Below are 8,471 nucleotides of genomic sequence, written 5' to 3'. Positions count from 1 at the left end.
CTATACGAAGAAGTGCATGGTATTAAAACCAAAGAAAAACCGAAAACACACAAGTACTTTCTTTCCACGCTGAAATCACTTCTTCCAAAAGAGACTAAACCAATCATTGTCACGGATGCCGGTTTTAAAATGCCTTGGATAGAGTTAGTAAAAAGCTTAGGTTGGGATTATGTCGGACGAGTCCGTCGACCGCGTAAATTTTTTGATGAAGAAAGCCAATCATGGCGTTGTATCTCACATTTATTTCCTACAGCCAATGCCACGCCAAAGCCACTTGTGTTGAATCTAGGGCAGTCAAAGCCTCACTTTTGTCATCTAGCGCTCTACAAAGGAAAGCCAAAAGGAAGGCATTCTTTAAACCAAGATGGTTCGACTAAAGCATCAAAGACATCGTTAACAGCGGCACGTGGCGCAAAAGAGCCTTGGTTGTTGATCTCATCGTTGCCCAAGAACAACTCGTTTGCCAAGAAGAGCGTGAAGGTTTATCAGACACGAATGCAAATAGAAGAAAGTTTTAGAGACATGAAAAGCACAAAATTCGGCTTAGGGTTTGAGCATAACCACACTAAAATATTAGCCCGAATGAAGCTATTGGTTTTACTTACAACACTGACTGCTATGGTGCTTATCTTGTTAGGCAAAGTGGTTGAACTGGTTGGATTATATTATCGCTTTCAGCCTTCTAGCACTCGCAAACGCAGAGTGCTCTCGCACTTTTTTCTGGGCAAAAGAGCACTATCAACGAACCTCAAAATCACCCTCAAACAATGGCGAGAAGGAATTAGGAAATTCGCCGAACATCTGTTCAAAGGAGAAGGTTTTATGGTTTAAATTTGTGGGGATACCTCAGGGTCAGATCCCTTTAAGGTCTATGAGGGTTAAACAACATCTTACCTTGAATGGTGAGTTGTTTGTGGTTGCCAACGACTTCTTGCGTTATCCGCTGATTTTAGATGCTACGCTGGGTTCTCATACTCGTCAGCCGAAGAAGAAATAATGTTTTAAGCTTTTGCAAAACGAAAAACGCCCATTTGTAAAAATGGGCGTTTTTTACCTCTGGTTTGCATTTTCAAACATGAAAATCTCGAATCCAAGTTTGTAAGTGTTGTAAAAGAGCTAATGGCGCTTCTGTTAGCTGTCGTCCTAAGCGAGTTACCAGATGGACTTCTCCTGAACACAAAATAGGGTCTGTGATAGGTAAGGATATAACATGGCCATCATCTAGCTCTCTTCTTACCACAAACTCTGGCAAAATCGTGATGCCCATGTTGGAGCGAACATATTCTTTTAATAGAGAGAATGAGTTCACTGTAATCGATGGTGAGAGCTTGACTCTATGTTTAAACTCGGCCACAGCAATCAGTTGTCTTACACCAAACTCGGCTTCTTGTAATGCAATCGGATAGGGCAGCATTTCCTCAAGCTCAATAGGTCTGTTGAGATTTGCTAGCGGGTGGTTCGGTGGAACAATCGCACACAATGGATGAGATGATATTTCATGGGAACGTAATTTTTGATTGTGCGGTGGATGGAATAATACGCCGATATGGGCTTCATCTTCTTGTACGCGACGAATCAGTTCATTTGATCCAGCGATGTGCAGTGACAAGGTGAGATCAGGGTAAAGCGCCTGAAATTGCGGTAAGGCTTTTGACATAATGTCGCCAATGAAACCTTCTCCGATCGCCAATGAGATATGGCCTGATTTTAAGCCTCGTAATGCCTGCAATTCCGATAAACAGACTTCTTCATTGGAAACGGATTCTCGGTAATATTTCAACAAAAGCTTGCCAGCTTCTGTAGTACGTACACCTTTTCGATGTCTCTCAATCAAAATGCAGGCCAGCTCTTCTTCTAGCTGGGCAATTTGTCGGCTAATGGCAGAGGGCGCAACATCGAGTTTATCTGCGGCTGCTCGGATGGTTCCTAAAGCAACGGCTTCATAAAAATAGGCCAAGCGTTTTTGATTGATCTCTTTCATAGTGCCTTATTTTCCTTTTATCAAAGAAATGTCCAATAAAAATGGAGTAGACATTAAAGTAAAAAAGGCGGCGAACATAGCTTGTCGCCAAGATGAATGTCATGGGAGTCATAACAACCACAATAGCCATAAAAATCGAGATTATCTGATGGGCAATTGTTGCTTGACCAGTTCACACCAAAATTGGATGGCTACTTCGATAACCTTGTCATTAAAGTCATAATATGGATTGTGCAAAGCAACTGATTCTCCTTCATCCACTCCTAGCCAGAAGTAAGCACCAGGGCAATGTTCGAGCATAAAAGCAAAATCCTCGGATGCCATGGAAGGTTGGATATTGAAATGAGCGTGTTCTTCGCCACGAAATTGCTGAGCTAAGTCGGAAATGACGCTGGCATTTTTGGCGTGGTTGGTCGTTACCGGGTAACCCCGAGTAAAAGCCAATTCCACATTGATTCCGGGGGACTGATCTGTACTGGTCACATGTTGAGCAATCAGTGTTTCCACTTGCTCACGTACCGTTTTGTTTAAGCAGCGTACAGTTCCTTTTAATGTCGCAGACTCAGGTAATACATTTATTGCTTCGCCACTGTTGAACATGGTGATGCTGACTACGGCTGATTCTAAGGGAGAAACATGGCGCGAAACGATGGTTTGTAGGCGCAATACCAAATCAGCTGCGGCGACAATTGGATCAATGCCCGTATGAGGCATAGCGGCATGGCAGCCTTTGCCAGTGATGGTTATTTCAAACGTGTCGAGAGAGGCCATCATTGCTCCTTCGTTCACTGCAATGTCGCCTGCTGGTAACCCTGGCCAGTTGTGTAAACCATAAATTGCGTCCATTGGGAAACGATCAAATAAACCGTCGTCGATCATTTTCTGTGCACCACCTAAGTTCTCTTCAGCGGGCTGAAAAACAAAATGTACGGTGCCAGTAAAGGGTTTGTGATGCGCCAAATATCGAGCAGCACCAAGTAGCATGGCAGTATGACCATCGTGCCCACAAGCATGCATACAGCCAGTGTGCTGAGACTTATGTTCTGGATTACCTAGCTCTTGGATAGGTAAGGCATCCATGTCAGCACGCAGTCCAATCGTTGGGCCATTGCCGTTTTTTAAGGTGCCGACAACTCCAGTAATACCAATGCCTGTGTGAACGTCTAAACCAAACCCAGTTAGTAGGTCGGCGACTTGTTGTGCCGTTTGATGTTCGGTAAAGCCAAGCTCAGGGTGTTGGTGGAACTTCTTACGCCATTGTGTTGCGTCGGCAACCAGTTGTTTTATTTCTATCATTTATTACTCCAAATTTGCGCCATAACCAAAGTTGGCAGTGGGTATGCGTGCTGTTTCAACCCACACACTTTTTACTTCGCTGTATTCACGTAGGGCTTCTAAGCCAGAAGAACGACCGTAGCCACTTTCGCCATAGCCACCAAATGGCGAGGCAACATTGATGGTTTTGTAGCTATTGATCCAGAAGGTCCCTGCTTTTACCTGATCGGCGACACGGTGAGCGCGCCCAACATCTTTGGTCCATACAGCACCTGCTAAGCCAAAGCGACTGTCATTGGCAATAGCAATGGCATCGTCTTCATCTTTAAATGGGATGGCCACAACCACAGGACCAAATATCTCTTCCTGAGCGCAGAACATGTGGTTTTTGCCTTTTAAAACTGTCGGATTAACATAATAGCCATTGCTCTGTGGCACGCTTGGTAAACCGTTTTGTATGATAGTGGCGCCTTCTTGTACGGCGCTATCTAGCATGGTCGTTACATGCTTATATTGTTTGGCATTATGGATTGGACCAATCTGTGTCGCTTCCTCTTGAGGGTTGCCAATAACAAAATGCTTTGCGGCTTGTGCGACGGCCTCACAGAAACGGTCGTAAATGCTTTCTTGTACCAATAAGCGCGATCCAGAAACGCAGCTTTGACCTGCACCAGAAAAAATTGCTGCCTGAGCGCCTCGAACGGCAAGGCCTAAGTCCGCATCATCGAATACGATGTTGGCCGACTTTCCGCCCAGCTCTAATACACAGGGAATACCGCGTTCCGCAGCGGATATTGCAATACGCTTGCCGGTTGCCGGAGAGCCCACAAAAACGACTTTGCGTATATCCGCTTGTTTGATTGCGGTCTGTCCAGCGGTATGTCCATAGCCTGCAATGACGTTGATTAAGCCTTTTGGAATACCTGCTTCGTGCGCTAATGCACCCAATAATAAGGATGAAATGGGCGTCAATTCAGAGGGCTTTAGAATCACCGCATTACCTGCAGCAATTGCGGGAGCTAACTGCCAACCTGCCGTGAAAATAGGTGCGTTCCATGGCGTAATTTGAAATACAGTGCCGAGTGGCTCGTATTTCACATAGTTAAGGTGCGACGTTGGTACAGGGATGACTTCGCCGTGTAATTTATCAGCCCAGCCTGCGTAATATTCGAACATCTCCGCGACTTTTAACACTTCGACTCTTGCATCGCGAATAGGCTTATTAGATGCGTAAGATTCGACGATGGCTAAGTCGTCGAGTGCGTCACGAACCTTCATGCCAATACGATACATGACTTTTCCGCGAGCTTGGGCACTCATGCTCCACCAAACTTTCCCCGCTGCTTTGGCTGCCTCGTTTGCTTTCATGATGATGCCTTCATCGGCATCAGGATAACGGAATAATTCGCTGTCGTTGTGGGCACTGTGAATAACAATGTATTCACCTGAACCTAGGATAAATTCACCATCTACAAAACTTGGTATGGTGTTGGCGCCTTTCCAGAAACGATGGATAATGGATTCAAATGCCGTTTTCATGCGTTGTCCTCTTTGCCAAATAACAGTGGATTTGTACATTGTGCGATACAACAAAAATCATCACTGTCGGCGAGTTTATGAATGCTGTCTTCCCATAGTTCTGCGCTTTTCATGGCCATTGGAAGTTCTAAGTTAAGACTTTGAGCGAGCATTTTTGCTAACCCGACATCTTTGCGCATCAAGCCCATAGTGAAACCAGAATCGTAGGCTTTGGTCATCACCCAATTTGGGAACATCGTTTGACTCGCTCCGCTTCGACCGGAGCCAGCATTGATGGCTTCAAGTACTTTTTCTGGATCAACACCAGCCTTTTCCGCTAAGGTTAGGGCTTCCGCCGTAGTAACCAAATGGGCGGCAGCTAACATGTTGTTAGCGATTTTAGCGATATTACCTGCGCCGACGTCACCTACATGTACTCGCATACTGCTCATGGCCTCAAGCACTGGTAAAACGTATTGATAGGCTTTCATCTCGCCACCTATGACCATACTCATGGTGCCTGCCGCTGCACCTGCTGGCCCACCGGAAACGGGAGCATCAAGAAACGCGATGTTTTGTTTAGCACATTCAGCGGCCACCATGCGACTGGTCTCTGGTACTGAAGTTGTGGTGTCTATGATAGTTGTTCCTGCAGTAACTAAATTGATTAGCCCGTTAGCACCTAGACAAACGGCTTCTACATGTTCGGCTTTAGGTAACGATAAAATAATAATGTCGCACTGCTCGGTAAGAGTAGAGAGCTGACTTGCTGTTATTACACCTTGTTCAGCGGCTTGTTTGCATGCCGTTTCTGATAAATCGAAACCGATTACGGAAAAGGACTTTTTGACTAAGGTGGCCGCGATATTGCGTCCCATATTACCTAGCCCAATAACGCCAATAGTGTTTGTCATAAATGAGATACCTGTATATAAATGCCCTCTTCATAATGGCATTTTGAAAAAATCAAAAAATGTATCAGTCGCTTGTGTTGTGTTGCCTTTAAAGCAACACCGTCAGCAGCGTCATTAAATATGGTCATCAGAGCTCTCAGTGAGATAGTTCTGATGACCATAGCTATACAGATGGTTAAAGCAGGGCGTTTGCTACCAATGCAGAGCCGACATATGTGCCGGTGAAAACAAGAATGGAAATAGCCGCAATTTTGAAACCAGAGCGTTTGAACAAATCCACTTCCATTTTGGTAATAGCCATAGCCGCATAGGCTAAAACAGGCGTTACGATAGAAAGGAAATTTAAGTTTTTGAGCTCGGCAAGAATAGGGGCTGAAATGGGCGATACTGGAAGTGTTAACAGTACGCTTATTAAGGATACCCATGCCACAGCAGGAAAACCGATGCGAACATATTTTGTCAGCAAGAGTCCGACAAATATCATTGCATAGATAATTAACATTGCAGGTACGGCTTTGATTGGGCTGATACCTGTACCTGCCCAGTTACTTGCTAAACTTACGATGGAAATAACCGCTAATACAACAAGGCTTTCTTTAAAGCTTAAATGTACTTCTTCTACTTTTGCTTCTACGGTGTTTTCAGTATTTACATTCATCTTAGTTTGCTCCTTTAGTCATAGCGCTGGTGGATTTTTTTTCGCCTGATAGTTTTTTGTAGAACCATTCAGAAAAAGGCAACGCGATAAATATGGCAACGTAGAGTCCAGTTGCATTTGTTAGTAGATTACTGGCACCAGCAAAGGCAAGAAGTTCATCTTTCATTGATGGAAAAGCGGTTGCTAATGTTCCTGAACATGCCGCTGTCATACTACCGCTACCGACTCCACAAGCCATGGCAAGTGCTCTTGGATCAAACCATCCAGTCGTCGCTAAAAAACCAGCTAATAGCGCAAAATAAATCGTACCGAACATGGTGCCCATCACATAGACGCCCATGACACCTATACCTTCATTACTCTTCAAGCCATAACGATCAGAAACCAATGCAATATTTGGTTCTCGAGCAATTGAGTACGTTGCTCCAATCGCTTCTCGCCCCATTTTGAAAAACAGCACAGCAATAGGCATTGCTATTAGCATAGTGCCTAAATTACCTAATTCTTGAAGAACCATGGCACTTCCTGATTCCGCTATTTTAGGTAGAGCTGGGCCAATAAGTGTTCCGAATTTAGCGATAAATGGCAGAATACCTATGACAATAATAGGAGCAGCAATGGATGCATTTTTCTTATTGATGATCTTGCCAGAAAACTTGGTGATGTTTGGGTTCACAAAAAGGCAAAGGATAAAAGCGTAGAACAAAGGTAAAAAAAGCAACTTCGCATTAGCGACTGGAATGCTTTGAATTCCTATCAATTCAGATACCGCAGACACAACAATAACGATCAAATGCAATCGCCAATTCAATAGTAAACCTATTGGTGTGGATTGAGTTTTCATTGCAAGACTCCAGTGTTTTTAGTAGATGACGTATTGATAAAACGCTTTTATTTGTTGCTTTTTAATATCAACACCGTTGCCCTAAAAGCAACGTAATTAAACGAGCTGTCACGTACGTTATTAAAAATGAGAAAATATATGTATTTAATGTCAGTTTTTAATGCACTTTTGTGGGACTTGCACGCACTTTAAAAGGTCGTTACTCAGCACAGCTCTGTGAAATAAATTGCTTGGAATATCATGGCTATACTAATTTTCCGCACCAATTCGGAGCCACTTTATATTGTATAAACTTCAGACAAAAAAATAATATGGGTTCTACGATGTTGAATTTATGCGAAAAGGTACTAGTGAATGTTTTTTTTAGAATTAAAAAATCTATATGGCGAGGGCCAAATGAAAAAATATTTAGAGTTTATAAAATAAAGAATCACTTTTAGTTTTATTTTTAAGCTAAGTTATATATGGATTTAGGACTGTCTTATATAAGAAACCGTCCTTTAATGTATTGTCTAATGCAATTGATCTGGTGTCACAACGAGCCTATTTTTATCAGCGGTAACAGGTTGCCCCAATCTAGATTGCTGCTTAGCTGCATCGTCCTACCAAGCTTCCACTTGTTTCATGTATTTCGCTTTGCGGTTTATCCAAATACGCATGATCCCTTTTGGTCAGACCTTACCTTAGCGCAGGCTACTTGCAGAACAACTCGATAACCAAGGGTCGAACCCCTTTTTGCCCTTCAAGCTTCCTACAGCCATAAACACTGCTTCAAAAAGGGCTTTGACCCTGACTTTCACCTAGATACTTGGCGTAAACCACCTAACATGATGCTACTGGCCTGCACTGTCTCTTCCCTCTTTCTTCCAAAGGAAAGATACAAGGCTAGGATGGGGTTGTTGGTTTGGTCTGATGGATTCCATTCTAATGCTTTGTTTTCCCGACTTTTATTCAGCTCTGCTGAGCGTGTAACTTTTTTCAATTGATAAAAAAGTAACCAAAAAATCTCTTTAAGACCTTTAGCGTATGATTTGCGTGGCATATTAAAACGCCTGTACGTCGATCATTTAAGGAAGGTGTTTAGAAGCTTAATTAGCTTGGAGGTAAAGCGTCAAACATTGCCTCGGAAACCTCATCAAGTCGCGCAACTTCGTTGCATCGAATGGACTTAATATCTCATTGATTCGTAAGGCATTACGAAAAAATAGATCTGACCCCTTTTAGGCTTTTTCTCACGATGAACCTTGCCTCAAGAACGACATACCCATGTAGCGTTTGATT

At 43.4% G+C, this 8,471-nt stretch carries 9 protein-coding genes; 2 read left to right on the top strand and 7 right to left on the bottom strand.

From position 1 onward, the window contains the following. Together ACIGBN_RS15795 and ACIGBN_RS15790 are read left to right on the top strand one after the other, a co-directional pair. A partial coding sequence (locus tag ACIGBN_RS15795) for an IS4 family transposase (protein WP_396666511.1) occupies nucleotides 1-831 on the top strand: 831 nt, incomplete at its 5' end. Nucleotides 832-871: 40 nt separating this feature from the next. Continuing rightward, entirely contained in the window at nucleotides 872-997 is a 126-nt protein-coding gene (locus ACIGBN_RS15790; protein WP_396666509.1) for a methyltransferase, read from the top strand. Between the two features lie 72 nt (nucleotides 998-1,069). Here ACIGBN_RS15790 and ACIGBN_RS15785 read toward each other — a convergent pair whose 3' ends face one another. The 7 genes from ACIGBN_RS15785 to ACIGBN_RS15755 all read right to left on the bottom strand — a co-directional run bounded on the left by ACIGBN_RS15785 (nucleotide 1,070) and on the right by ACIGBN_RS15755 (nucleotide 8,232). Then, nucleotides 1,070-1,981 (bottom strand): LysR family transcriptional regulator, encoded by a 912-nt coding sequence (locus tag ACIGBN_RS15785; protein WP_396666507.1) that lies wholly within the window; start codon nucleotides 1,979-1,981, stop codon nucleotides 1,070-1,072. A gap of 141 nt (nucleotides 1,982-2,122) precedes the next feature. Further along, a complete protein-coding gene (locus ACIGBN_RS15780; RefSeq protein ID WP_396666505.1) occupies nucleotides 2,123-3,277 on the bottom strand; it encodes a M20 aminoacylase family protein in 1,155 nt (384 codons plus the stop codon). Nucleotides 3,278-3,280: 3 nt separating this feature from the next. Next, nucleotides 3,281-4,795 (bottom strand): aldehyde dehydrogenase family protein, encoded by a 1,515-nt coding sequence (locus ACIGBN_RS15775; protein WP_396666503.1) that lies wholly within the window; start codon nucleotides 4,793-4,795, stop codon nucleotides 3,281-3,283. Continuing rightward, nucleotides 4,792-5,697 (bottom strand): NAD(P)-dependent oxidoreductase, encoded by a 906-nt coding sequence (locus ACIGBN_RS15770; protein WP_396666514.1) that lies wholly within the window; start codon nucleotides 5,695-5,697, stop codon nucleotides 4,792-4,794. The genes ACIGBN_RS15775 and ACIGBN_RS15770 overlap by 4 nt, the downstream gene beginning before the upstream one ends. 166 nt (nucleotides 5,698-5,863) lie before the next feature. Beyond that, the gene (locus tag ACIGBN_RS15765) at nucleotides 5,864-6,346 is read right to left on the bottom strand and encodes a hypothetical protein (RefSeq protein ID WP_396666501.1); all 483 of its coding nucleotides are present in this window, start codon (nucleotides 6,344-6,346) and stop codon (nucleotides 5,864-5,866) included. A 1-nt stretch (nucleotide 6,347) separates the two neighbouring features. Beyond that, nucleotides 6,348-7,190: a DUF3100 domain-containing protein gene (locus ACIGBN_RS15760; RefSeq protein ID WP_396666499.1), complete on the bottom strand. Its 843-nt coding sequence runs from the start codon at nucleotides 7,188-7,190 to the stop codon at nucleotides 6,348-6,350. Between the two features lie 796 nt (nucleotides 7,191-7,986). After that, nucleotides 7,987-8,232, bottom strand: a complete 246-nt coding sequence (locus tag ACIGBN_RS15755) for a hypothetical protein (RefSeq protein WP_396666497.1) — start codon at nucleotides 8,230-8,232, stop codon at nucleotides 7,987-7,989. Nucleotides 8,233-8,471 lie beyond the last annotated feature (239 nt).

Source organism: Marinomonas sp. NPDC078689 (assembly GCF_044542435.1).
GTDB lineage: Bacteria > Pseudomonadota > Gammaproteobacteria > Pseudomonadales > Marinomonadaceae > Marinomonas > Marinomonas arenicola.
Note: the sequence above shows the minus strand (reverse complement) of the source record. Positions and strands in the feature narration are given on the sequence as shown.